Below are 23,861 nucleotides of genomic sequence, written 5' to 3'. Positions count from 1 at the left end.
CCGGGGCTGCCAAGGCCATCGGTCATGGCTGCAGGCGGGCAATCGCCCTAAACAGCAAACCCCGCCGAAGCGGGGTTTGCGGTACTGCCGGCCGCTGGCCGGCAACCAGGGGTATCACGGGATTCCGGGATTGCCGGCCAGCGGTCGGCACTACCCGTCCCTTACGCCTTGGCGTACTTGCCGGTGCGGTAGATCAGCCAGCCGACCAGGAACAGCACGGCCAGGCCGATCCACTGTGCGCCCGGCAGGTGGAACGGCACTGCCAGCACATCGGCGCGGCTGCTGACCACGATCGGAATCGCGATGGCGATGCCCATCAGTGCCTCACCGGTGATCAGGCCGGCGGCAAACAGCACGCCCGGCTTGTGCACGCGGTCGCGGCCTTCTTCGTCATCGGCGCGCACCCTGTGGAAGCGCTCGACCAGATGGGCGATCAGGCCGCCGAGGAAGATCGGCACCATCAGTTCCAGCGGCAGGTAGATGCCGATGGCGGCGGCCAGCACCGGCACGCGGAAGCGCGCGTTGCGGGACTTCAGCCAGCTGTCGAAGGCGATGATGGCAGCGCCGACCACAGCACCGATGCCGATGAAGGTCCACGGCAGTTCACCTCCGAACAGGCCCTTGGCCACCGAGGCCATCAGGTTGGCCTGCGGCGCAGCCAGCGCGTTCGGGTGCAGCTCGGACTTCACGCCGATGCCGTAGGCAGTGGCCAGCAGGTTCAGTACCGGGGCCATGATCAGCGCGCACGAGAACGCACCGATGCCCAGCATCAGCTGCTGCTTCCACGGGGTGGCACCGACGATGTAACCGGCCTTGAGGTCCTGCAGGTTGTCACCACCGACCGCAGCGGCACAGCACACCACCGCACCGATCATGATCGCGGCCACCGCGCCCAGCGGCGCCCCGCCGGCACCGACCGGCTTGAGGCCGTCAGCGCCCAGCAGCACGACCAGCACGGCCGAGGCGAACAGGATGGTGGAGATGGTGATGCCCGAGACCGGGTTGTTGGACGAACCGATCAGGCCGGCCAGGTAGGCCGAGACCGACACGAACAGGAAGCCGGCGACGATCATGATGAGGGTCATCGGGATCGACACGTGCCACTGGCCGACGATGGCCTGGTACAGGGCCAGCAGCGGCAGCACGAAGACCACCAGGGCCACCAGCATCCACTTCATCGGCAGGTCGCGCTCGGTGTGCGCCAGCACCGGGCCGCCGCTCTTGCGGGCGGCGGCAAAGCCGCTCTTGACGCCGTTGAGCAGCGACTTGCGCAGCGAGATCAGGGTCCAGATGCCACCGATCAGCATCGCGCCGACACCCAGGTAGCGCATCTTCGCACCCCAGATGGCAAATGCGGCTTCGGTGGACGAAGCGGTGGCGACCGACGCGGCCAGTGCCGGATCGGTGTTCATGAAGAACGCCTGGTAGATCGGAATGGCGATGTGCCAGGTCAGGATCGAACCGGACACCACCACGATGCCGACGTTGAGGCCGACGATGTAGCCCACGCCCAGCAGTGCCGGCGACAGGTTGGTGCCGATGAAGGCGGTGACCTTGGAGCTGCCGACGTAGGCCGAAGTGGCCCAGGCATCGGGAATCAGGCGCATGCCGCTTTCCGCGGCCAGCTTGACGAAGGCACCGATCACCGCCGACAGGCCGAGGATCTTCAGGCCCGGGCCCGGGTTCTCACCGGCCTTGAGCACTTCGGCCGCAGCCTTGCCCTCCGGGAACGGCAGCGGATCTTCGACGATCATCGAACGGCGCAGCGGCACCGAGAACAGCACGCCCAGCAGGCCACCCAGGCCGGCGATGCCCAGCACCCACCAGTACTTGAAGTCCGGCCAGTAGCCCATGATCACCAACGCCGGGATGGTGAAGATCACACCGGCGGCGATCGACGAACCGGCCGAGGCGCCGGTCTGCACGATGTTGTTCTCGAGGATGGAGCCACCACCCAGCAGGCGCAGCACGCCCATGGATATCACCGCGGCGGGAATGGCGGTGGCGATGGTCAGGCCTGCGAACAGACCGAGGTAGGCGTTTGCGGCCGACAGCACCACCGCCAGCACGATGGCCAGGGCCACTGCGCGGAAGGTGAGCTGCTTGGGCGCAGCGTCGTGGTTCATGGAAGCCCCTGCTGGCAAAAAATCCCTGCCACGCTAGCGTTCAGGACAGATCAAGTCCAGCGTGCCAAAGGATGGGGCGTGTGCTGCAGCGCAATGGGCCAGTACGTGGACCGGCAATCGACCGACCCGGCAAAGTCCGGTTGGGCACACAGCAAATGATATGTTATATCTTAATGCTACCTTGTTGTTACTGCATCGCATGCCCCCTTCCCCCTCCCCTCGCCTGGACTCCATCGACCAGCTGCGCGGCACCGTGATGCTGTTGATGTTGCTCGACCACGTGCGCGAGACCTTCTTCCTGCAGCACCAGGTAAGCGACCCGATGGACGCGGCGACGGTCTCCCCTGCGCTGTTCACCTGCCGTCTGCTGGCGCACCTGTGTGCGCCCGTGTTCGTCCTGTTGACCGGCCTGTCGGCCTGGCTGTACGGCCAGCGCCAGGCGGATCCGCGCCGGGCCACCGCAGCCTTCCTGCTCAAGCGCGGGCTGTTCCTGGTCGTGCTGGAACTGACCCTGGTGAACTTCGCCTGGACCTTCCAGCTGCCGCCGGACACGCTGTACCTGCAGGTGATCTGGGCCATCGGGCTGAGCATGATCGCGCTGGCCGGGCTGCTTTGGCTGCCACGCCCGGCCCTGCTGGTGCTGGCAATCGCGGTGGTGGCCGGGCACAACCTGTTCGACGGCTTACGGGTGCAAGGCAATGGCCTGCTGGCGGTGCTGTGGAAAGTGCTGCACCAGCGCGACTGGATCGAGGCCGGTGCGCTGCGCCTGCGCACGTCCTATCCGCTGCTGCCGTGGATCGGGGTGATCGCACTGGGCTACCTGATGGGACCGTGGTTCGGTCGCGAGCGCGCGCCAGAGCAGCGCCAGCGCTGGCTGCTTTGGGCAGGCATCGGCGCGCTGGCCCTGTTCGCACTGCTGCGGTTCGCCAACCAGTACGGGGATGCACCGTGGCAGTACCAGACCACCACGCTGCGCACCTGGCTGAGCATCCTCAACATCACCAAGTACCCGCCGTCATTGCAGTTCCTGCTGCTGACCCTGGGCGTGGGCCTGCTGTTGCTGCGCCTGTACGAATGGCCACCCCTGGCGCTTGCGCTGCGCCCGCTGGCCGATATCGGCGCCGCGCCGATGTTCTTCTACCTGCTGCACCTGTATGTGCTGAAGGGGCTGTACCTGGCCGCGCAGGCGATCTGGGGACCGACGCACGGTGACCTGTACGCACTGGATTCGGTGACCGGCCTGCTGCTGGTGGCCTGTGCGCTGGCGGTGGTGCTGTACCCACCGACGCGGGCCTTCGCGCGGTTCAAAGCGCGAAGGCGCGATCTGCCGTGGTTGCGATACCTGTGATCGCCCAGACCAGTCCGGCAATCCACGCATGGCGTGGATCCACTGAAAGCGGATCGGGCCACAGGCCTATAATTCCGCGATGAATTCCACCGCTATCGCTTCCGACGATTTCCTGGGCCACCCCAAGGGCGTCTACGTCTGCTTCTTCACTGAAATGTGGGAGCGCTTCTCCTTCTACGGCATGAAGGCGCTGCTGCTGCTGTACCTGACCAAATACCACCTGTTCGGCGACAAGGCCGGCCTGGACCTGCTCGGCGCCTACGGCGGCCTGGTGTACTGCATCCCGGTGTTCGGCGGCATGCTGGCCGACCGCTGGCTGGGCATGCGCCGGGCGGTGCTGTTCGGCGGCATCCTGCTGGTGCTCGGCCACCTCGGCATGGCCTTCGAGGGCCATGCAGCCTACCGGGTGAACGGCGAAGTGGTGCGCGACACCTCGGCACTGGCGGTGACCTACCTGTCGCTGGCGCTGATCATCATGGGCGTCGGCTTCCTCAAGCCGAACATCTCCACCATCGTCGGCAAGCTGTACGCCAAGGACGATCCGCGCCGCGATTCGGGCTTCTCGCTGTTCTACGCCGGCATCAACCTCGGTGCGCTGTTCTCATCGCTGGTGTGCGGCTTCCTTGGTGAGGCCTACGGCTGGAAGTATGGATTCGGTGCGGCCGGCGTCGGCATGCTGGCCGGCCTGGCAATGTTCCTGTGGGGCCAGAAATACCTGCAGGGCCACGCCGAACCGCCGCAGCCGGCAGCGCTGAAACAGAAGGTGCTGGGCCTGCCGCGCGAATGGCTGATCTACCTGTGCGCGGTGCTCGGTGTGCTGCCGGTCGCCTGGCTGATGTGGGCCGCCGGCAATGGCGCGTTCGCGCTGGGCGGTGAAATCAGCCTGGCGCTGATGCTGATGCTGGTGGTGCTGGGCGGCGTGCTGGTCTGGTTCGCCTGGTTCACCGGCACGAAATGCACGCCGGTGCAGCGTCAGCAGATGATCGCGCTGATGGTGCTGATCTTCATGGCGCTGGTGTTCTTCACGATGTACGAGCAGTCCTACGGCTCGTGGGTGACCTTCACCGACCGCCTGCTGACCAAGGACATCGTGCCCTCGCTGGTGATCACCGGCGGCACGCCGCTGCCGTGGTCGATTCTCTCGCTGCTGCTGGCACCGCTCGGCTTCGTGGTCAGCGCGCGCCTGTCGGAACGGCGCCCGGGCTCGGCTGCGCCGCGCACGTTCTTCGCCGCCATCGTCGTGCTGATGCTGGTGCTGCTGGTGCGCGACTGCCTGGTGATCCCGCAGACCGCAGGCTCGCTGACCTACCTGGGTGGCCTGTTCCTGGTGCTGCTGGCACCGGCCTTCGCCGCACTGTGGACGTGGATGGACCGCCGCGGCTGGGAACCGGGCAAGCCGGTCAAATCGGCCTGGGGTCTGGTGATCGGCGCGCTGTCGTTCGTGCCGCTGGCACTGGCCGCACAGCAGGTCGGCGCTACCGGCGAGATGGCCAGTGTGTGGTGGCTGGTGCTGGCCTACTTCCTGCTGGCCAGTGGCGAGATGTGCCTGTCGCCGGTCGGCCTGTCGGCGGTCACCCAGTTGGCCGTGCCGCGGGTGATGAGCCTGATGATGGGCACCTGGTTCCTCGCCACCGCCTTCTCGGAGACGCTGGCCGCGCTGTTCGGCAAGCTGGCCGCGATCGAGGTGCCGGAAGGCGAATCGCTGGACATGGTGGCCGCCGCCGGCGCCTATGCGCACCTGTTCTGGCTGCTGATGTGGATCGGCTTGGGCTGTGCGCTGGCCGCCTTCATTGCCGCGCCGCTGCTGAAGAAGATGATGCACGGGGTCAAGTAAGCCCGGTGCAGGCGAAATCCGGGGCGGCGGATCGATCATCCGCCGCTCCCGGCGTGCTCAGGGCGCGCTGCTCTTTTCCGCAGGCGCGGCCTGCGCGGCCACCTGTCCCCCCAGGCTGCGCGAGAGGAAGGCCAGCAACCTGCTGTAGTACGTGCGTTGGTTGGCAGGCGAATAGAAGCCATGCCCTTCGTTCCTGACGTACAGGGTTTCCACCGGCGAACCCGCCTTCTTCAATGCCGCTTCCATGCGTTCGCTGTGCACGATCGGCGCACGCTGGTCCTGGCCACCTGCGGCCAGGAATACCGGCACCCGTACCTGCGCAGCCAGATTCACCGGGGAACGCTCTGCCAGATCCTTGGGCGATCCCAGCCAGTTGCGCAGGTAGGCCAGGCCTGACTCATCACTCTGGATATCTCCGCGGGCGTACATCAACGGCAGATCGTAGATGCCGACGTAGCCGGCCGCGCACTGATAGAGGCCTGGTTCGCGCACCGCCCCCATCATTGCCGCATAGGCACCGTAACTGGCCCCATAGATGCAGATGCGGTTCTTGTCGGCCACGCCCTGGTCGATCGCCCACCGCGTGGCATCGGTGACGTCATCCTGCATCGACAGCCCCCATTGCTTGCGCGCAGCCTGCATGTGGGCCCGGCCATAGCCGGAAGATCCGCGGAAATTCACCTGCAACACCGCATAGCCTGCCGCCGCCAGCATCTGTGCCTCGGTGTCGTAGGTGCCATCGTCGGCAACGCCGATCGGGCCTCCGTGTGGCACCACTACCATCGGCAGCGCACCGGCCTCGTGGCCATGCGGGACGGTAAGGAAACCATGCAGCGGACGCCCGTCACGCGCCTTCAGGCTGATCGGACGCACCTGCGCGGCCAGCGCAGGGTCGATCCAGTCGCTGCGGCTGATCAGGTGCCGAGCACTCTTGGCCACCGTGTCATAGAGATAGAAATCGCCTGGGTTGCTGCCTGACCAGGTTTCCACCAGCACCGTCCTGCCATCGCGCGTGCTGGAGGTGATGTAGACCGCTCCGCCCAGGCCCGCTTCGAGGCTGCGGTAAAGGCGGGCTTCGTCCGAGGCATCATCGAAGAATGCCGTTCGCGGTGCACTGCCAAGGAACAGCGCCCCGACCGGTACGCGGCTGCCGGGGCGCCGGATGATGCGCGCAGGGTCGGCCGTCCCATCGCGCAGCACGGTGCGTCGCTCATTGCTGTGCGGATCCCAGCTCACAATGGCGTCAGGCCCGTCTGCCTGCTCGACCTGCAGGTACGCCAGGCGACCATCGGCCGAAAAGCCGAGCGGCAGCTCGATGCGCTTGCTCAGGGATTCATCGTTGAGCAGGATCCAGTCGCTGTTGCTGCCCGTGCGGTAATAGAGCTTCTGCGTGCCGTCGGTAACGACAGCGCGCGCGAACCGCACCTCGCCCTGCTCATCGGTCGTGAAGTCCGCATCGGGAATGGGAGCCCGTGCCACCGCATTGCGGCGACCGGTGATCACGTCCATGCGCTCGACCTGTGCATGCGAACTGCCGACCAGCGGGATTACCGTCACCAGTGCGTTGCGGTCGTCGTCCTTGAGTTCATCACTGAGGTACGCGGCCACCAGGCCCGCCGGCTTGACCTTGATGTTGGTACCCAGGCTCTGGTCGGCAACCCGGTAACCCACCAGCAGCTCGCCGCCCTTGCCATTGGCATTGATGCCGAACAATTCGCCAGTCGGCGTCGGCCGCTCCAGCACCCCGAACTTCTGTGCCATGCCGACCAGAAGCCGCTCGTTGCTGACCCAGTCGAAGGTGTGGGCGTGATCGTTGCGGGGCGGGCGGAAGCTGCCCACCATCTTCATGTCGGCAATGCGGTAGATCGCCAATGCGGTCCCGGCCTCCAGCGGAACCGTCGCGGCGATGTACTCGCCCCCCGGTGAAATCTTGATGTCGGTAAACGACTCCTGCCGCAGATAGCGATCCAGGTCCAGCGTCGCCGCCGATGCTCCGCCCACAACCGCTCCCAGCAGTACAGCAAGCACAATCCTGCGCATCCTTCCCCCATGGAAAACCGGACACCCTGTCCGGATGCACGATTCTAGGCACGTGACCGTTTGCCGCGCCACATCGGCAGAAAAAACGACGGCACCGTTGCCGGTGCCGTCGTTACCACTACCTTGGAGAGAGAGTCAGGACGTGGGTTCGGGGGGCATGCGCCGGGTCAGTGGACCCCGCGCACCGCCAACGTTAGGGCCAGGATGCTGAGGATCACGGCGATGGTGCCGTCAAGCACACGCCAGGTGCTGGGCTTGGTGAACAGCGGCGCCAGCAGGCGTGCGCCCAGTCCCTGCGCGGTCAGCCAAAGGCAGCTGGCGGTCACCACGCCGGCGGCGAAGGCCATGCGGGCGTTGCCGAAGTTCTCGGCGATCGAGCCGATCACCATCATGTCCAGCCAGAAGTGCGGGTTGATCAGCGAAAAGCCGACTGCGGCCATCAGCACCGCGCGGCGGCTGCCGTCATCGCTGTCAGCCTCACCCATGCCGCCGCCACCGGCGATCGCACGGCGTGCCGACTTCATCGCGTACCAGGCCAGGAATGCCACGCCGGTCCACAGCACGGCGCTGGTCAGCCACGGCAGCGCCGAGGTGAGCGTGCGCAGGCCGGCAACGCTGGCGAAAATGAAGATCGCATCGATGGCCGCACAGGTGGCAACCACCGGCACGATGTGCTTGCGCAGGATGCCCTGGCGCAGAATGAAGGCGCTCTGGGCGCCGACCACGGCGAACAGGCCGATGCCGGTAGCTGCACCAGATAACCAGGCACCGAGGCCGGTGCTGGCGGAGATGACCGAGAACATGGGATTCACTGCCTTTACTTGCTTGGGGGAACGGTGCCTCGCGAAGGCGGACAGCACCGGAACGGGCGCCATTGTCGCGCCGCAACATGAAAAAGACGAGCTAAACTTCCTAAACCAACATTAGCGGAACTTAATTCGATGCGTATCGACCATGCCCAGCTGCGCGCCCTGGCCGCGGTGATCCGCGAAGGCAGCTTCGACCGCGCCGCACAGTCGTTGAATGTCACGCCCTCGGCCATCTCGCAGCGGGTCAAGGCGCTGGAGGACCGGGTCGGCCGCCTGCTGGTCAAGCGCGGCACTCCGGCCACCGCCACCGCCGAGGGCCAGGTGCTGGTGCAGCTGGCCGAGCAGACCGCCCTGCTCGAACACGATGCCCTGCACCGTATGGGCCTGGCCGACGAGGACCTGCCCCAGGCAAGCATCCCGGTGGCGGTGAACCACGACAGCCTGGAGACCTGGTTCCCGCAGGCCGCCTCGCAGTTCGCGCAGAGTACCGGCACCACGCTGGACCTGCGCGTGGAAGACCAGGACCACACCGTCGAACTGCTGCGCCAGGGCACGGTGCTGGGCGCGGTGACCACCCTGGATGAGCCGGTGCAGGGCTGCCAGATCCACGCGCTGGGCAGCATCCGCTACGCGGCGACCTGTACCCCCGAGTTCCGCGAGCACCATTTCGCCAAGGGCGTAACCGCGCAGGCGCTGGCGCAGGCCCCGGTGCTGGTATTCAACCGCAAGGACGAAATGCAGTCGCGCTTCGCCCGGCGCATGGCGGGCGATGACCTGCCCAGCACCGCGCCGACCTGGTGGATTCCGTCCACCCGCGCCTTCGTGCAGGCCAACCTGGGCGGCATGGGCTGGACCATGAACCCCCTGCCCTTGGTCAAGCGGCATCTGGACGCCGGGCGACTGGTCTACGTGCGCCAGCGCGCGTGGGAAGACGTGCCGCTGTACTGGCAGCATTGGAAGGGCGACGTGCAGACCATGGCCCTGCTGACCCGCGCGGTGCTGGATGCCTCCTCCGCGCTGGTCCGGCGCAAGCGCTGAAAAGGGGACGGAGGGGATTAAGTCGTTCAAGACCCAAACGACATATCGGGCAAAGACGACTTAATCCCCTCCGTCCCTTTTTTCTCCGCTCTTCTGTGCGTGACCGGGGTCCGTTACGGGTCGCCCGGTTGTGCCAGCATCGCAGCACCCGACACGGAGCGCCGCGATGCAGACCGATCCGCTGTTCCTGCACATCCGGGTGGTGATGGGCATCATCCTCGGCCTGTCGATCACCACCGTGCTCAAGGGCCTGGCGCAGATCATCGAGCATCCGCAGCGCCGCGGCTGCTCGGCCCTGCACCTGGGCTGGGTGGCGTGGACGCTGATATCGCTGGTGACCTTCTGGTGGTGGGAGTTCCGCCTCATCGAGGTGCACCGCTGGACGTTTGAAACCTACCTGTTCGTGATTGTGTACTGCGCGACCTGGTTCCTGCTGTGCGCGCTGCTGTTTCCCGACGACCTGCGTGAATACGGCAGCTACGGGAACTATCTCATGCAGCGCCGGCGCTGGATCTTCAGCGTGGTGGCTGCACTGACCCTGCTCGACCTGGTCGATACCGCCATCAAGGGCAGCAGCCGCTGGAAGCTGCTGGGAGCCGCGTACCCGTTGCATGCCGTGTTGATGCTGGCGGTGGCGGTGCTCGGCTGGCGACTGCGCAGCCAACGCACACAGCTGCGCCTGGTGCTGGCAACGCTGGCTTACCAGATCGGCTACTTCGCCGTGGAGTACTTCACCGTCGGCAGTGACTGACCGGGGTGCAAGCACCTGCTGAAAGCCTTTCACTGCCACGCCGCCGGGCGACATCGGCATCAGCGGCACCGATCCCCCTATCCCCTGCTGCTGCGGGGCCTCCATCCAATCTCCATCAACCCTACACATCGATTCCATGCGCCATGCAGATACTGAGCGGCCGATCACCGCAAGGATGCCCTGCATGCCTGTATTCGTCCGCGACGCCCGCCCCGAAGATGCCGCCGCCTGCATCGACCTGCGCGGGCGCACCCGCGAGAACGCCTTCAGCGCGGCCCAGCTTGCGGAACGGGGCATCACGGTGGACAGCTGGGTGGCCGGCATCGCCCAGGGCGATTCGATCGGCTGCATCGCCTGGGACGGCGAGCGCATGGCCGGCTACTGCTTCGCCGACCGTGACAGCGGCGAGGTGCTGGTGCTGGCCCTGCTGCCGGACTACGAGGGCCGCGGCATTGGCCGCCAGCTGCTGCAGGACGTGGTCAGCCTGACCCGCGATGCCGGCCACCAGCGGCTGTTCCTGGCCTGCTCGGCCGACCCGCGTTCGCGCTCGCATGGCTTCTACCGCCGCCTGGGCTGGCGCCCGACCGGCGGGGTCGATGAGGCCGGCGACGAGATCCTTGAGCTGGTCTGATCCCACCGTCGGCGGGCGTCGCCTGCCGTCCATGTGACAGCGCCGCGAAACGTCGGATGCTGCGTTGCATCAAAAAAGGACCGGATCCGGTTAGAATCGCGGATGGATGCTGCAAGGCGTTGTTTCTTCACGCCCTTTCCCTGCCCCACGCGCATCCTGACCCCTTCCCCTCCGCCAACGATCCCGCCCCCATGAAGAAATTTGGCAAGGCCCTGCTCGCCCTGCTCGTGCTGCTGTTGCTGGCCGCCGCGCTGTTCCTGTACTGGCCGCTGACCCAGCGCTCGGTGCCCGCCGCCAGCAACGACAAGCCCGTCGATGTTGTGCTGGTCGGCGCCGGCATCATGAGCATCACCCTGGCCACCTACCTGCAGGAACTGCAGCCGGACTGGAACATCCAGGTCTACGAACGCCTCGACGGCGTCGCCGGTGAAAGCTCCGACGGCTGGAACAACGCCGGCACCGGCCACTCGGCCTTCGCCGAACTGAACTACACCCCGGAACTGCCCGACGGCAGCATCGAGACCAAGCGCGCGGTCGGCATCGCCGAATCGTTCGAGGTCTCGCGCCAGTTCTGGTCGCACCAGGTCAAGCAAGGCCGGCTGAGCCAGCCCAGCGACTTCATCAACCCGACCCCGCACATGAGCTTCGTCTGGGGCGATGACAACATCGCCTACCTGCACAAGCGCCAGCAGGCCCTGGTGAAGAATCCGCTGTTCTACGGCATGCAGTACTCGGAAGATCCGGCGCAGATCAAGCAGTGGGCCCCGCTGCTGATGGAAGGCCGTGACCCGAAGCAGAAGGTTGCCGCGACCTGGATGCCGCTCGGCACCGACGTCAACTTCGGCGTGATCACCCGCCAGCTGACCACCGGCCTGCAGCGCAGCCCGAACTTCAGCCTGCATCTGAACCATGAAGTGAGCGCGCTGCGGCAGAACGCCGACAAGAGCTGGAACGTGACGGTGAAGGACCTCAAGGCCGGCACCGAATCCACCACCCACGCCCGCTTCGTGTTCATCGGTGCCGGTGGCGCCGCGCTCAAGCTGCTGCAGATGTCCGGCATTCCGGAATCGAAGGACTACGCCGGCTTCCCGGTCGGTGGCCAGTTCCTCGCCTTCCAGGGCCAGGACGTGACCTCGCGCCATGGCGTGAAGGCCTACGGCATGGCCGAGACCGGTTCGCCGCCGATGTCGGTGCCGCACCTGGATGCGCGCAAGCTGGACGGCAAGCCGGTGGTGCTGTTCGGGCCGTTCGCGCTGTACAGCACCAAGTTCCTCAAGCACGGCTCGTGGTGGGACCTGTATTCCTCGGTCACCCACAACAACGTCGGCCCGATGCTGGAAGTGGGCAAGGACAACCTGGACCTGGTGCAGTACCTGATGGGCCAGGCACGCCTGAACGATGCCGACCGCCAGGCCGAGCTGGTCAAGTACTTCCCCAATGCCAAGCCGGGTGACTGGAAGCTGATCACCGCCGGCCAGCGCGTGCAGATCATCAAGCGCGATCCGCTGAAGGGCCCGGTGCTGCAGTTCGGTACCGAGATCGTGACCGACAAGGACCACACCCTCGCGGCCCTGCTCGGCGCCTCGCCGGGTGCGTCGACCTCGCCGCCGATCATGCTGGACCTGATGGCCAAGGCCTTCCCGGACCAGATGAAGGCCGGCTGGGAAACCCGCCTGCGCGAGATCGTGCCGTCGTACGGGCGCAAGCTCAACGACAGTGCCGCGCTGGTCAACGAGATCCGCACGCTGACCAGCCAGACCCTGCACCTTCCCTACCTGGAAGTGCCGGTGGATGCCAATGCGGCAGCACCTGCACCGGCCGCAATTCCGGCTCCGGCTCCGGTCAAGGAAAAGCGCAACGCCAACGAGGAACTGCAGGCGCTGTAAGCCCGCCGTTTCCTTTCGACGCACACGGACGGCCACCTTTGGGTGGCCGTTCGTTTTTGGGGCGGCTCCCTGCTGTAGAGCCGAGCCCATGCTCGGCTCCAGCAAAAAGCAGCCGAGCATGGGCTTGTATGTTCCTCCCGGCTCCTACGCGGTATGTAGGAGCCAGGGTGGAGGGACCGTCAACATGATATCTGCGGATAGCAGCCGACAGACGAGCCGAGCGATCCCCATCCCGCACCTTAACGTCGATAAAGGATCTAGCGGCCTTTGAGGACCGCCGATGTAGGCAAGCCAACGTGGTGCGGTACCACCCCAGCCCCTCAACAATAGCTGGGAGTTGCGCAGATGTCAGATCATTTGGCCGTCGGCATCGATGCCGACTCAAAGAGCCTTGTGGTGGCACGCCATGGCACCAAGGGCAGCACTCGAATCCCCAATTCAGCGTCAGCCATCGGTAAGTGGCTGTCCACTCTGCCGGTCGGGTCTCGCATTGGAGTGGAAGCAACCAATCGCTACCACGAGCTTGTGGTTCAAGCTGCCCAGAAGGCCGGCCACGTCGTCTTTGTGCTCAATCCGCGCGACATCAAACATTACGCCAAGGGCGTGGCCTGCCGCGGCAAAACCGACTCAGGTGACGCGCAGGTCATTGCGCGTTACATCGCCAAGGAGGCCGACAATCTGCATGAGCATGTCGCCCGATCGCCTGCGCAGGAGCAGCTGCATGTGCTGCTCCAGCAACGTGACAGCCTGGTCCGGAGCAAGGCGAAGTTGAATCTCTCGCTAGGCGCGGGGGCGTCGGAGTCGGCCATCTTTGGGCGCATCTTCGATGGTCTGAAAGAGGCCATTGCCCTGCCCGACCAACAGATTCAGCAACTGTGCCGCAGCGGCGAACAGCGCGACCTGTATCGGCGGATCATGACCATTCCGGGGGTTGGGCCGACGGTAGCGGCCTTCGTCACCCATCACATCACACGATGGCCCTTGACCAGCTCGGACGCCTGGATCGCCTGTACCGGCCTGGATCCGCGCCCCAACGAATCCGGCGCCCGGATCGGTAGGCGGCGCCTGTCCAAGCGCGGCAACGCCAGCCTGCGCCAGATCCTCTACATGGCGGCCATGGGACTGACCCGCTCCAAAAATGGCAAAGCCCTTTACAACGCCATCCGCGAACGCGGCCACAGCAGTACTGCCAGTTTCAACATCCTGGCCAGAAAGCTGGCCAGGATCGCTTGGGGCGTCTTCAAGAGCGGCCGGGACTTTGACCCGGCCATGCTGAAAGTGAGTCAAGCCTGCTTCCAGCAGGCTTGACCACGAACATAGGATCTCGGCTCTACAGAAGGCGATGCCTGGTGCCGGAAAGCCTCTGCACAGTGACGAGAATTGTAATGTTGTTAAGAATTATTTACATTTGCGTCCTACGCAGTGACCGCGCCCCTCCCAGATGGACCTGCTGTGCCCGAAGCCGCCGCCCCGGGTACTGGACGACTGCTGCCGCCCTTCCCCGCTTCCAAGCCTCGAGCCCACCATGTCCCTGACCCTGCGTAACCGCCTGCCCCGCCGCGCGCTGCTGCCGGCTGCCCTGCTTTCGTCGTTGACCCTGCTGGCCGCGCCCAGCGTGTACGCCGCCACCGATGGCGCTGCCGACGCCAAGACCCTGGACCGGGTCAGTGTGCGTGCCGAGCAGTCCGCTCCGCCATCCAGCACCACCCGCCTGCCGATCACCCTGCAGGAAACCCCGCAGTCGGCCACGGCGATCAGCCTCAAGCGCCTGCAGGACGAATCACTGTTCAGCATCAACGATGTGATGCGCAACGTCACCGGCGTCAGCGTGTCCTTCTATGACACCCAGCGCCCGCTGTACTACGCGCGTGGCTTTGCCATCACCGACTTCCAGGTCGATGGCATTCCCACCTACAGCGGCTCCACCAACCAGGAATACGACACCGCCTTCTACGACCGCATCGAAGTGATCCGCGGCGCCAACGGCCTGCTCAGCGGCGCCGGCGTGCCTTCGGCCACGGTCAACCTGCTGCGCAAGCGTCCGGGCAAGGAATTCGACGCATCGTTCTCGGTCAGTGCCGGCAGTTGGGACTACCGCCGAATGGAAGCCGACGTGACCGCACCGCTGACCGCCGACGGCCGTTTCCGCAGCCGCGTGGTCGCCGCCTACACCGATCGGGGCCTGTATTACGACCGCTACGACGAGAACAAGATGGCCGGCATGGCGGTGCTGGAAGGCGACGTCACCGACAGCACCACGATCACCCTCGGTTACCAGAGCCAGGACAACAACCCCACCGGTTCAACCTGGGGCACCGTGCCGTTCTTCGACAACCAGGGCAACTTCGCCCACCTGCCGCGTTCGACCAACCTGTCGCCGAAGTGGAGCTACTGGAAGCGCGAGAGCAACACCGCGTTCGCCAACCTGGAACAGCGCTTCGGCGACAACTGGCTGCTGAAGATCAACACCGCCTACACCCGCGGCAACGTGCAGAACGTGCGCCTGTACGGCACCGGCAACCCGGACCCGGTGACCGGCTCGGGCATCTACCTGCGTGCCGCCGCCGGTGATTCCAAGGACACCCGCCGCAATGTCGATGCCTACCTGTCCGGCAGCTTCGACCTGTTCGGCCGCGAGCACGACCTCACCGTTGGCGCACAGTGGTCGGACCTGGAAGGCACCACCAACACGCTTGCACTGAACTTCCCGAACGACTGGGCACGCTGCGGCGGCGAGCGCTGCTACTACATTCCCAACGTGTACAACTGGAACGGCGACATCTCCGAGGTGACCTACCGCCGCACCGGCGCGCGCCGCGTGGCCAGGACTACGCAGAGTGGTGTCTACCTGGCCACCCGTCTGCGCCTGGCCGATCCGCTGTCGCTGATTGCAGGCGCGCGCCTGAGCCGCTGGGAAACCCTCAGCCGCTCGTACAACGCCGCAGGCGCCTACACCGGCACCAGCGGTGCGTACAAGGTGAGCGATGAAGTTACTCCCTACGTGGGCCTGGTCTACGACATCACCCCGAACGTGTCGGCCTATGCCAGCTACACCGAGATCTTCAACCCGCAGAACTTCAAGGACCGCAACGAGAACCTGCTGGCACCGGTGCAGGGCTCGAACCTGGAAGCAGGCATCAAGACCCAGTGGCTGGATGGCCGCCTGACCGCCAATGCCGCCGTGTTCGAGGCCAAGCAGGACAACTACGCGGTGCGCGACATGGGCGTGCCGGAAGGTTCGCTCAGCGATGGCACCTCCGCCTACGTCGGCGTCAACGGCACCAAGGCGCGCGGCTGGGAGATGGACGTCAACGGCGAGATCCTGCCGGGCTGGACGGTCAATGCCGGCTACACCCACGTCAAGGTCACCCGAGCGGCTACCGACCTGCTGTACGCCAATCCGCCGAAGGATCTGTTGCAGCTCAACACCCAGCTGCAGCTGCGCGGCGCGCTGGAACGCCTGAGCGTTGGCGGCGGCCTGCAGTGGCAGAGCAAGGTGCAGGGCTACAACATCGCCTACCCGCTGGGCGGCACGGTCACGGTGAACCAGCCGGCCTACATGCTGGTGCAGTTCAATGCCAACTACCGCATCAGCGACAGCTGGACCGCAACGCTGAGCGTGCGCAACGCACTGGACAAGACCTACTGGGCGAATCTGGACTACAACAACTACGGCGAACCGCGCTTCGTGTCGGCCAGCCTGCGCTGGAAGTTCTGAGCCACCCGCGAACCGGTTTGTGCCTGGTGGGTGCCGACCGTTGGTCGGCACGCCCTCCGCCACGACCCACCGTCGTGGCCTACCTGAATGGGCCCGCCTTCGTGCGGGCCCTTCGTTTTGCTGCACTGCAGGTTGCACCCCTCTTCATAATTATGCCGTAATTACATCGACACCAATCGGAAGCCGGTCGATGAACCCGAGCTGGGATACGTTGGAACGCAGCCGCCAGGCCCGCCTGGAACGTGCCGCGCCGTGGGCCCGGGGACGCGAGGTCGCCGCCACCGATGTGGGCGAGCTGCTGCACGCACTGCTGGAGCCAGGCGACAAAGTCTGCCTCGAGGGCAACAACCAGAAGCAGGCCGACTTCCTCGCCCAGGCCCTGGCCGACCTCGACCCTGCACGGGTGCACGACCTGCACATGGTGCAGTCGGTGCTGTCGCTGCCCTCGCACCTGGATGTATTCGAGCGTGGTATCGCTTCGAAACTGGACTTCTCGTTCTCTGGCCCGCAGTCGGTGCGGTTGGCCAACCTGGTGGCTGAAGGCCGCATCCAGATCGGTGCCATCCACACCTACCTGGAACTGTTCGGCCGCTACTTCATCGACCTGACCCCGCGCGTGGCCCTGGTCGCCGCGCAGGCCGCAGACCGCCACGGCAACCTCTACACCGGCCCGAACACCGAAGACACGCCGGTGATCGTCGAAGCCACCGCCTTCGGTGGCGGCATCGTCATTGCCCAGGTCAACGAAATCGTCGACACCCTCCCTCGCGTCGACATTCCCGCTGACTGGGTCAACTTCGTGGTGCAGGCACCGAAGCCGAACCATATCGAACCGCTGTTCACCCGCGACCCGGCGCAGATCTCCGAGATCCAGGTGTTGATGGCGATGATGGCCATCAAGGGCATCTACGCCGAGTACGGCGTGAACCGCCTCAACCATGGCATCGGCTTCGATACGGCGGCCATCGAACTGCTGCTCCCCACCTACGCCGAATCGCTCGGCCTGAAGGGAAAGATCTGCCAGCACTGGGCACTGAACCCACACCCGGCACTGATTCCTGCCATTGAATCGGGCTTCGTGAAGTCAGTGCACTCGTTCGGTTCGGAACTGGGCATGGAGAAGTACATCGCCGCGCGAGGCGATGTGTTCTTCACCGGTGCCGATGGCTCGATGCGCTCGAATCGTGCGTTCTCGCAGACCGCCGGCCTGTATGCCTGCGACATGTTCATCGGTTCCACATTGCAGATCGACCTGCAGGGCAACAGCTCCACCGCCACCCGCGACCGCATCGCCGGCTTCGGTGGCGCACCAAACATGGGCTCGGATGCGCGCGGTCGCCGCCACGCCAGCGATGCCTGGATCAAGGCCGGCCAGCAGGCAGCACGCCCGGGCGAAATGCCGCGCGGGCGCAAGCTGGTGGTGCAGATGGTGGAAACCTTCCGCGAGCACATGGCGCCGGCCTTCGTCGAACGCCTCGATGCGTGGGAACTGGCCGAACGTGCGGACATGCCGCTGCCGCCGGTGATGATCTATGGCGACGACGTCAGCCATGTGCTGACCGAGGAAGGCATCGCCAACCTGCTGTTGTGCCGCACCCCTGAGGAGCGCGAACAGGCGATCCGTGGCGTGGCCGGCTATACCGCCGTGGGCATGGGCCGCGACCGCGCGATGGTGGAAAACCTGCGCGACCGCGGCGTGATCCGCCGTCCCGACGACCTGGGCATCTCTGTGCGCGATGCCAGCCGTGACCTGCTGGCGGCGCGTTCGGTGAAGGACCTGGTGCGCTGGTCCGGCGGACTGTACGACCCGCCCAAGCGCTTCCGCAACTGGTAAAGGGCTGAGCATGGAAACCCTCGACTATCGATTCGAAGGACACACTGCGGTGCAGTTTCCGCGCGATGCGGTGCTGGTCGGCGTACTGGCCTCGGGCAACCTGGAAATCCTGCTGGAGCCGGCGGCGCAGGACGGCGCGATGACGGTACGCATCATCACCGCCGCACAGGGCTTCGGGAACGTGTGGCAAGCGGTGATCAGCGACTTCGCAGAGCGTCATCCGCTGCGCGATGTACGCATCTCGATCAACGATGCGGGTGCAACTCCGGCGGTGGTCAGCCTGCGACTGGACCAGGCCGTGGAAACCCTGCTGGCCGGAGGCACGCCATGAGCCACGTGCAACGCCACAGCTATTACGAAGCCGATGCACGCGAACGCATCGCCGGCCTGGTCGATGCCGGTTCGTTCCGCGAATTCCTCGGCCCCGCACGGCGCGTGATGAGCCCGCACCTGGCCCAGCTCGACCAGCCGGCTGCCTTCGACGATGGCATCGTCGTCGGCGAAGCCACGCTGCAGGGAAGACGCGTGCTGCTGGCCGCACAGCAGGGTGAATTCATGGGCGGCGGCGTGGGCGAGGTGCATGGCGCCAAGTTGACCGGGCTGCTGCGCCGTGCGGCGGCAACCCGCCCTGACGGTGTGCTGCTCCTGCTCGACACCGGCGGCGTGCGCCTGCACGAAGCCAATGCAGGGCTCATCGCCATTTCCGAGATCATGCGCGCCACCCTGGACGCGCGTGCAGCGGGCGTGCCGGTGATCGCGCTGATCGGCAGCGGTAACGGCGCCTTCGGCGGCATGGGCATCGTGGCCCGCTGCTGCAGCACGGTCATCATGTCCGAAGAAGGACGCCTGTCGCTGTCCGGGCCGGAAGTGATCGAGACCGTGCGTGGCGTGGAAGAGTTCGATTCCCGCGACCGCGCACTGGTCTGGCGCGTGACCGGTGGCAAGCACCGCTACCTGATCGACCAGGCACAGGTGCTGGTGCCCGATGCGATCGGCGCGTTTGCGCAGGCGGCCTTTGATGCGCTGCAGCCAGACACCGCAAGCACCGACACCGACGCGGCGCTGGCCGCGTTGCAGGCACGCCACGCCGCATTGAAAGCGCGCGTGGACGCATGGGGCGACTGCAACGATGGCCTGCAGATCTGGGCACGCCAGGGCATAGCGGACCCAGAACGCCTGGCGCTGCTGGAAACCGATGCCTTCCTTGCTGCCACCGCTCACCGGAGCCTGCCATGAGCATGCCATTGACTACACTGCTGGACGCGCTGTTCCCGCGTGGCCACGCAATCGCGGTGAACGATTCGGTACTGACCGGAACGGCAACCACCGACGACGGCGAAGTGACGGTGATCGGCACCACCGACAAGATCGAAGTGGGCGTGGACCATGCCCTGGTGCTGGCCGACACCGTGCTGGCCAGCACCGCTGCACATCCGCAGCGTCCGATCGTGATGCTGGTCGATACCGCAGGCCAGCGGCTGGCGCGCCGCGACGAACTGCTGGGCATCAACGGCTACTTCGCCCACCTCGCACAGACCCTGGACCTGGCCCGCCGTCGTGGTTCGCGCCTGGTCACGCTGGTCTATGGCGAATCGGTCAGCGGTGGCTTCCTGTCGTTCGGGCTGATGGCCGACCACATCCATGCCCTTCCCGATGCGCAGGTGCGGGTGATGGACCTGCGCGCGATGGCACGGGTGACCAAGCAGCCGCTGGAAAAACTGCAGGCACTGAGCCTGACCTCGCCGGTGTTCGCGCCGGGCGTGGAGAACTATGTAGCGATGGGCGCAGTGCAATCGCTGTGGGATGGCGACCTGGCGCGTCACCTGCTGGATGCACTGCGCGCACCCGCCGACGGTGACCATCGCGCGGCGCTGGGCGCCGAACGCGGTGGCCGCACATTGGCTGCGCAGGTGGCCGCTGCCGTGAGCCAGGGCAATGCCTGAGCGGCCTGCCCGGCACACGCTGGTCTGGCTGTCGGCCGATGCCGATTGGCGGGCCGACGTGCCCACGCACGAGCCGCGCCTTGCCGCATGGCTGGCGCAGGGCTTGCCTGCGGTGGTGGCGCGTCGTGCAGCGGATGATCCCGATCCGCGCCTGCGACTGGGCATTCCATTGCCACCGGCCGAAGGCAAGCAGCGCCTGTCGTTGCGCGTACCGCTGCACGACGTCGCTCGCATGCACGCGCCGCCGGCATTGAGTGAGCTGCTGGCAGCGGGCGACGCCGTTGTTCCGCAGGCGTGGCAGGAATCACTTCACGACCTGCAGTCACTGGCCCCGGCCCGGGTGTTCGGCGCCTTCGCCTGGCAATGGCTGACCGCCCTGCCCTACGTGCATGAGCGTTCGGACATCGACCTGCTATGGCAGGTGACCGATGCCGCGCAGGCCGAGGCGCTGACAGCGCAGTTGCTGGCATGGGAGACCCGCCATCCGCATCGTCTCGATGGCGAGCTGTGCCTGCCCGATGGCGGCGCGGTGAACTGGCGCGAACTTGCCGGCCGCAGTCGCCAGGTGCTGGTGAAACGTCTGGACGGAGCCGCATTGGAGGCGCGCGATGCGCTGTTCGCCCCGTGCGAGGCGATCGCATGATTGCCGCCCGCAAGCAGATTCCTGCACTCGGTATGGTGGTCGACAGCGCACGCCTGGGACGGCTGGCCATTGCCAGCCTGCACACCGAGCTGGCCTGCGCCCCGAAACCGGGCCTGATCACGCCGTTCAACAGCGGCAGCCATGACGACATGGATGCCAGCACCTTCCTGCGCAGCCTGTTTGCCCTGCGCCACTACTTCACTGCGGTGGCCAGGGCCGGTGCCGCGGGTGCCCCCTTCACGGTGCTGCGCGATCACGGCATTGCGGCCGAAACGGCCATGCTGGCCGCCACCGGCGGCATCAACACCCATCGCGGTGCGATCTTCAGCCTTGGCCTGCTGGTGGCTGCCGCTGCAGAGCGCAGGCGCGTGCATGGCCATGCAGTACCCGCCGCGCAGGTGTGTCTGGCGGTCCAGCAGTGGAAGGACGCGCTCATCGCGGCGCCACTGGACCCGCACAGCCCGGGACAGCGCGCGCGCGCACGCCATGGGGTCAGCGGTGTGCGCGAGCAGGCTGCCGCCGGCTACCCGGTGCTGCGCGAGCTGGCCCTGCCCACCCTGCGCCACGCGCTGGACAGCGGCCTGCCGCGCGATGCCGCGCTGTGCCACACGCTGATGCAGCTGGTGGCACAGGTGGACGATCTGAACCTGCTGCACCGTGGTGGCGCCGAGGGCCTGTGTTGGGCGCAGCAACAAGCGAGCGCATTCCTTTCCTCGGGTGGCGCCTTCGCGCCGGACTGGCGCATGCGCCTGCAGTCCATGGGCGATGCCTTCGTGATGCGCCGGCTCAGCCCGGGCGGCAGTGCCGATCTGCTGGCCTGCGCGTGGTTCCTGCTGCAGCAGGAGGATGCATGAGCCTGGCCCTGCTCTGCCCCGGACAAGGTGCGCAGCATCCGGCGATGTTCGACCGCGTGCGTGGCATCGCCGCTGCACGCGCGGTACTGGATGCGGCGGGCGATGTGCTGGAACGCAACGTGTTCGCTGCCGCAGCCGCCGACGACCGCTTCGACAACGCGCAGGCGCAACCGCTGCTGTGCGCCGCCAGCATTGCGCAATGGCATGTACTGCGCGACACCCTGCCGAGCCCGATCGTGCTGGCCGGGTACAGCATCGGCGAACTGGCAGCACACGCCATCGCCGGCAGTTTCGATGCCACCGCCTGCCTTTCGCTGTCGGCCCAGCGCGCGCGTTTGATGGATGCTGCCAGTCCCGCCGGTGCGGGCATGCAGGCGATCCTCGGCCTGGATCGACAGACGCTGCAGCCACTGTGTGACACACACGGCGCGTATGTAGCCATCGCCAACGGCGCAGATCATTTCATCGTTGGCGGCACGCAACAGGCACTGAATGCGCTGGCCGCTGCCACGCATGTGCAGGGCGCGGAGGTGCGCCTGCTGCCGGTGCATGTGCCGGCGCACACGCCCCTGCTGTCGGCGGCAGTCGAGCTGTTTGCCGCAGCGCTGCAGGCGACCACACCGCATGCTCCTCGCCTGCCACTGCTGGCCGGCATCGATGCACGGCCAGTACGCGACACTGCGACGACGGTGCATACGCTGTCCGCGCAGCTGGCGCAGACCATCGAATGGGCGCAGGTGATGCGCCAGGCCTTCGAGCGCGGCGCGCGTGTGTTCCTGCAGCTGGGCCCGGGCAACGCGCTGGCACGCATGATCGCGCCGGCCTATCCGTGCTGCGAGGTGCGCGCGATCGAGGAATTCCAGAGCCTGGACGGCGCGGCGGCGTGGGTCCGCAGCGCGCTGCAGCGGCTGCAGTAACGGGTTTGAGCAGTACGTAACGCGCAGTACGTAACAGGCCATACCCCGGGATGGCGGGCTTCCATCCGTGCAGTACGCGAATCAGGTGTCTGGGAGGGCGCATGACTCCACAAATTGCAACGATCATCGGTCTGGTGATCATGTTCATCGTCGCCACTGCGATGCCGATCAACATGGGTGCCGTCGCCTTCGCGCTGGCCTTCATCGTCGGCGGTCTCTGGGTCGACATGGGGGGTAAGGAAGTCCTCGCTGGCTTCCCGGGTGACCTGTTCCTGACCCTGGTCGGCATCACCTACCTGTTCGCCATCGCGCAGAAGAACGGCACCATCGACCTGCTGGTGCACTGGGCGGTGAAAGCGGTACGCGGCCATATCGTGGCCATTCCGTGGGTGATGTTCGTGATCACCGCTGTGCTGACCGCCTTCGGCGCTCTGGGCCCGGCCGCAGTGGCGATCATCGGCCCGGTCGCACTGCGCTTTGCCAAGCAGTACCACATCAACCCGCTGATGATGGGCCTGCTGGTGATCCATGGCGCGCAGGCGGGTGGCTTCTCGCCGATCAGCGTGTACGGCAGCATCACCAACGGCGTGGTGCAGAAGGCCGGGCTGGAAGTCACCGAAATGGCGGTGTTCCTGACCAGCCTCGGCTTCAACTTCATGATGGCCACGATCTGCTTCTTCGCCTTCGGCGGCATCGCGCTGCTGCGTCGCGGTTCGATCACTGCGGCAGGCACGGTCGGCACCGCGGAACTGGCGATGGCCGGTGGTCCGCAGGCCTCGTCGCGGCAGTTCGCCATTGAAGGCCACGGTGCGCTGGTCGCGGCCGGTGGTGGCACCCTGTCCAATGATCCGGTGGCACTGGATGCGGTGGGCCTGACCCGCGAACGGCTGTTCACCCTGATCGGCCTGCTCGGCCTGGGCGTGGCCGCGCTGATCTACAACCTCAACGTCGGCCTGGTCTCGATCACCGTTGCGGTGGTGCTGGCACTGCTGTCGCCGCAGAGCCAGAAGGGTGCGGTGGATGGCATCAGCTGGTCCACCGTGCTGCTGATCTGCGGCGTGGTCACCTACATCGGCGTGCTGGAACATGCCGGTGCCGTGGACTTCATCGGCCACGGTGTCTCCAGCATCGGCATCCCGCTGCTGGGCGCGCTGTTGGTCTGCTACGTGGGCGGCATCGTCTCCGCGTTCGCCTCGTCGGCAGCAGTGCTGGGTGCCACCATTCCGCTGGCGGTGCCGTTCCTGATGCAAGGCCATCTCAGCGCCGCCGGCGTGATCTGCGCGTTGGCCGTGTCCTCCACCATCGTCGATGTCAGTCCGTTCTCGACCAACGGCGCACTGGTGGTGGCCTCTGCCGCGAAGGAAGAACGCGAAACGCTGTTCCGCCGCTTCCTGGTCTACAGCGGCCTGGTGGTGGCATTCGGCCCGCTGCTGGCCTGGCTGGTGTTCGTGGTGCCGGGCTGGATGTAACCAGCCAACGGTAGCGCCGG

19 protein-coding genes are annotated in these 23,861 nt (G+C 66.2%); 16 read left to right on the top strand and 3 right to left on the bottom strand.

The window, feature by feature from the left end; genetic code table 11:
- Nucleotides 1-161: 161 nt before the first annotated feature.
- Nucleotides 162-2,126, bottom strand: coding sequence for an OPT family oligopeptide transporter (locus AC5P8C_RS09515; RefSeq protein WP_233653107.1), 1,965 nt, complete (start codon nt 2,124-2,126; stop codon nt 162-164).
- A 199-nt stretch (nt 2,127-2,325) separates the two neighbouring features.
- On the opposite strand from AC5P8C_RS09515, the gene AC5P8C_RS09510 reads away from it, so the two are divergent.
- The gene (locus AC5P8C_RS09510; protein ID WP_495218645.1) at nt 2,326-3,474 is read left to right on the top strand and encodes an acetyltransferase domain-containing protein; all 1,149 of its coding nucleotides are present in this window, start codon (nt 2,326-2,328) and stop codon (nt 3,472-3,474) included.
- A gap of 79 nt (nt 3,475-3,553) precedes the next feature.
- Nucleotides 3,554-5,308 carry a peptide MFS transporter gene (locus AC5P8C_RS09505; RefSeq protein WP_019659324.1) on the top strand — a complete coding sequence of 585 codons (1,755 nt, stop codon included), beginning with the start codon at nt 3,554-3,556 and terminating at the stop codon, nt 5,306-5,308.
- A 57-nt stretch (nt 5,309-5,365) separates the two neighbouring features.
- On the opposite strand, the gene AC5P8C_RS09500 is transcribed toward AC5P8C_RS09505, so the two are convergent.
- The gene (locus tag AC5P8C_RS09500) at nt 5,366-7,348 is read right to left on the bottom strand and encodes an alpha/beta hydrolase family protein (RefSeq protein ID WP_134730378.1); all 1,983 of its coding nucleotides are present in this window, start codon (nt 7,346-7,348) and stop codon (nt 5,366-5,368) included.
- A 167-nt stretch (nt 7,349-7,515) separates the two neighbouring features.
- On the bottom strand, nt 7,516-8,151 hold the full coding sequence (locus AC5P8C_RS09495) for a LysE family transporter (protein ID WP_188250150.1): 636 nt from the start codon (nt 8,149-8,151) through the stop codon (nt 7,516-7,518).
- 138 nt (nt 8,152-8,289) lie between these two features.
- Here AC5P8C_RS09495 and AC5P8C_RS09490 point away from each other — a divergent pair, with 138 nt between their 5' ends.
- From AC5P8C_RS09490 to AC5P8C_RS09425, 14 genes are all read left to right on the top strand, one after another.
- Nucleotides 8,290-9,195, top strand: coding sequence for a LysR family transcriptional regulator ArgP (locus tag AC5P8C_RS09490; RefSeq protein WP_329838909.1), 906 nt, complete (start codon nt 8,290-8,292; stop codon nt 9,193-9,195).
- 166 nt (nt 9,196-9,361) lie between these two features.
- Entirely contained in the window at nt 9,362-9,946 is a 585-nt protein-coding gene (locus tag AC5P8C_RS09485; protein ID WP_021203099.1) for a hypothetical protein, read from the top strand.
- Nucleotides 9,947-10,130: 184 nt separating this feature from the next.
- Nucleotides 10,131-10,577, top strand: a complete 447-nt coding sequence (locus AC5P8C_RS09480; RefSeq protein WP_495218644.1) for a GNAT family N-acetyltransferase — start codon at nt 10,131-10,133, stop codon at nt 10,575-10,577.
- A 191-nt stretch (nt 10,578-10,768) separates the two neighbouring features.
- Nucleotides 10,769-12,463, top strand: a complete 1,695-nt coding sequence (mqo, locus tag AC5P8C_RS09475) for a malate dehydrogenase (quinone) (protein ID WP_329766771.1) — start codon at nt 10,769-10,771, stop codon at nt 12,461-12,463.
- A 345-nt stretch (nt 12,464-12,808) separates the two neighbouring features.
- Nucleotides 12,809-13,771 carry an IS110 family transposase gene (locus AC5P8C_RS09470; RefSeq protein ID WP_495218643.1) on the top strand — a complete coding sequence of 321 codons (963 nt, stop codon included), beginning with the start codon at nt 12,809-12,811 and terminating at the stop codon, nt 13,769-13,771.
- Nucleotides 13,772-13,988: 217 nt separating this feature from the next.
- Nucleotides 13,989-16,181, top strand: a complete 2,193-nt coding sequence (locus tag AC5P8C_RS09465) for a TonB-dependent siderophore receptor (RefSeq protein ID WP_329766770.1) — start codon at nt 13,989-13,991, stop codon at nt 16,179-16,181.
- Between the two features lie 190 nt (nt 16,182-16,371).
- Complete coding sequence (gene mdcA / locus AC5P8C_RS09460; protein ID WP_049434577.1) at nt 16,372-18,015, top strand: malonate decarboxylase subunit alpha; 1,644 nt, start codon at nt 16,372-16,374, stop codon at nt 18,013-18,015.
- A gap of 10 nt (nt 18,016-18,025) precedes the next feature.
- Nucleotides 18,026-18,346, top strand: coding sequence for a malonate decarboxylase acyl carrier protein (gene mdcC / locus AC5P8C_RS09455; RefSeq protein WP_010483411.1), 321 nt, complete (start codon nt 18,026-18,028; stop codon nt 18,344-18,346).
- A 5-nt stretch (nt 18,347-18,351) separates the two neighbouring features.
- Complete coding sequence (locus tag AC5P8C_RS09450; RefSeq protein ID WP_177178889.1) at nt 18,352-19,251, top strand: biotin-independent malonate decarboxylase subunit beta; 900 nt, start codon at nt 18,352-18,354, stop codon at nt 19,249-19,251.
- Nucleotides 19,252-19,253: 2 nt separating this feature from the next.
- The gene (gene mdcE, locus AC5P8C_RS09445; RefSeq protein ID WP_071305714.1) at nt 19,254-19,958 is read left to right on the top strand and encodes a biotin-independent malonate decarboxylase subunit gamma; all 705 of its coding nucleotides are present in this window, start codon (nt 19,254-19,256) and stop codon (nt 19,956-19,958) included.
- Nucleotides 19,951-20,601 carry a malonate decarboxylase holo-[acyl-carrier-protein] synthase gene (mdcG, locus tag AC5P8C_RS09440; RefSeq protein ID WP_191862935.1) on the top strand — a complete coding sequence of 217 codons (651 nt, stop codon included), beginning with the start codon at nt 19,951-19,953 and terminating at the stop codon, nt 20,599-20,601. Before mdcE ends, mdcG begins: the two co-directional genes overlap by 8 nt.
- A complete protein-coding gene (gene mdcB / locus AC5P8C_RS09435) occupies nt 20,598-21,455 on the top strand; it encodes a triphosphoribosyl-dephospho-CoA synthase MdcB (protein WP_071305651.1) in 858 nt (285 codons plus the stop codon). Before mdcG ends, mdcB begins: the two co-directional genes overlap by 4 nt.
- Nucleotides 21,452-22,372 (top strand): malonate decarboxylase subunit epsilon, encoded by a 921-nt coding sequence (gene mdcH / locus AC5P8C_RS09430; RefSeq protein ID WP_495218642.1) that lies wholly within the window; start codon nt 21,452-21,454, stop codon nt 22,370-22,372. The genes mdcB and mdcH overlap by 4 nt, the downstream gene beginning before the upstream one ends.
- A gap of 101 nt (nt 22,373-22,473) precedes the next feature.
- Complete coding sequence (locus tag AC5P8C_RS09425; protein ID WP_100551821.1) at nt 22,474-23,841, top strand: SLC13 family permease; 1,368 nt, start codon at nt 22,474-22,476, stop codon at nt 23,839-23,841.
- Nucleotides 23,842-23,861: the final 20 nt, after the last annotated feature.

This window comes from Stenotrophomonas sp. YJH_SMC_46 (genome assembly GCF_059370315.1).
The sequence above is the reverse complement of the archived record's forward strand: the minus strand, read 5'-3'. Positions and strand labels throughout refer to the sequence as shown.

Coding starts and splice junctions, on each gene's coding strand:
- AC5P8C_RS09515 (WP_233653107.1), bottom strand. CDS start 2,126: ATGAACCACGACGCTGCGCCCAAGCAGCTCACCTTCCGCGCAGTGGCC.
- AC5P8C_RS09510 (WP_495218645.1), top strand. CDS start 2,326: ATGCCCCCTTCCCCCTCCCCTCGCCTGGACTCCATCGACCAGCTGCGC.
- AC5P8C_RS09505 (WP_019659324.1), top strand. CDS start 3,554: ATGAATTCCACCGCTATCGCTTCCGACGATTTCCTGGGCCACCCCAAG.
- AC5P8C_RS09500 (WP_134730378.1), bottom strand. CDS start 7,348: ATGCGCAGGATTGTGCTTGCTGTACTGCTGGGAGCGGTTGTGGGCGGA.
- AC5P8C_RS09495 (WP_188250150.1), bottom strand. CDS start 8,151: ATGTTCTCGGTCATCTCCGCCAGCACCGGCCTCGGTGCCTGGTTATCT.
- AC5P8C_RS09490 (WP_329838909.1), top strand. CDS start 8,290: ATGCGTATCGACCATGCCCAGCTGCGCGCCCTGGCCGCGGTGATCCGC.
- AC5P8C_RS09485 (WP_021203099.1), top strand. CDS start 9,362: ATGCAGACCGATCCGCTGTTCCTGCACATCCGGGTGGTGATGGGCATC.
- AC5P8C_RS09480 (WP_495218644.1), top strand. CDS start 10,131: ATGCCTGTATTCGTCCGCGACGCCCGCCCCGAAGATGCCGCCGCCTGC.
- mqo (WP_329766771.1), top strand. CDS start 10,769: ATGAAGAAATTTGGCAAGGCCCTGCTCGCCCTGCTCGTGCTGCTGTTG.
- AC5P8C_RS09470 (WP_495218643.1), top strand. CDS start 12,809: ATGTCAGATCATTTGGCCGTCGGCATCGATGCCGACTCAAAGAGCCTT.
- AC5P8C_RS09465 (WP_329766770.1), top strand. CDS start 13,989: ATGTCCCTGACCCTGCGTAACCGCCTGCCCCGCCGCGCGCTGCTGCCG.
- mdcA (WP_049434577.1), top strand. CDS start 16,372: ATGAACCCGAGCTGGGATACGTTGGAACGCAGCCGCCAGGCCCGCCTG.
- mdcC (WP_010483411.1), top strand. CDS start 18,026: ATGGAAACCCTCGACTATCGATTCGAAGGACACACTGCGGTGCAGTTT.
- mdcE (WP_071305714.1), top strand. CDS start 19,254: ATGCCATTGACTACACTGCTGGACGCGCTGTTCCCGCGTGGCCACGCA.
- mdcG (WP_191862935.1), top strand. CDS start 19,951: ATGCCTGAGCGGCCTGCCCGGCACACGCTGGTCTGGCTGTCGGCCGAT.
- mdcB (WP_071305651.1), top strand. CDS start 20,598: ATGATTGCCGCCCGCAAGCAGATTCCTGCACTCGGTATGGTGGTCGAC.
- mdcH (WP_495218642.1), top strand. CDS start 21,452: ATGAGCCTGGCCCTGCTCTGCCCCGGACAAGGTGCGCAGCATCCGGCG.
- AC5P8C_RS09425 (WP_100551821.1), top strand. CDS start 22,474: ATGACTCCACAAATTGCAACGATCATCGGTCTGGTGATCATGTTCATC.